The sequence below is a fragment of the Psychrobacter sp. 1Y4 genome, assembly GCF_051847555.1.
Genome location: NZ_JBPYDE010000593.1, coordinates 1 through 688, shown reverse-complemented (window position 1 = coordinate 688; position 688 = coordinate 1). Strand labels below are relative to the sequence as shown.

At 36.5% G+C, this 688-nt stretch carries 2 protein-coding genes; both read right to left on the bottom strand.

The annotated features are described in order from the left end of the window. The coding region (locus ACS8FC_RS17780) for a DnaJ domain-containing protein (protein WP_439297767.1) at positions 1 to 163 on the bottom strand (163 nt) is incomplete at its 3' end. 335 nt (positions 164 to 498) lie between these two features. Beyond that, positions 499 to 688: Bor family protein (locus tag ACS8FC_RS17775; RefSeq protein WP_439297766.1), on the bottom strand; the 190-nt coding region annotated here is incomplete at its 5' end.

Here is a 688-nt window from a genome sequence, read left to right as displayed (position 1 = left end):
TTTCGTAAGCGTTATTAATCTCCGCAATCTTGTTGTCAGCATCTGGATCATCGCTGACATCAGGGTGAAACTGACGTACCAGCTTACGGTATTTTTTTTTGATATCAGCGGCTGAGGCATCTTTTTTAACCCCTAAAATGTCATAGTAGTTTTTCTCTGCCATGTTATTTTTCCTCAAAATAAAAACGCATTAGTGATATCGGTCTACCAGTTTCAAACGATACACTATAGACGGCTACTGGCTCTCGATATGACCATTTTTTATAGTCCATACTTTATGATAGCAATAATAAAAATAAATACCGTTATATAAATATTACCAGTCATGGTGTCAAGCCATTGCAGTTTCTAGGTTATCGGTTATGTATTAAATATTGATAATAAAAAAAGAGCAAACAGTTACTGTTTGCTCTTTTTTATCAAATGCTCAGCAATATAGCGCTCAATATTTACCACTTGATGATCAAGAAAGATTTTGCGATGTATTGATAGTGTCTCTTATCGGCAGAAAACTTTAGCCGTACGAGGGGTATAAATACCAAAAGTGACCAAACCTAGCGCGATGTCTTTGGCTTCTTGTACTGTTTGAATTTTAGCAACATTTTGTGCACCGCCGCATACTTCAGCAGCATTCACAGTTTGTTCTTGCCCAATACCGCCAATAAAGAAAGTCTGTGACTTAGTATAT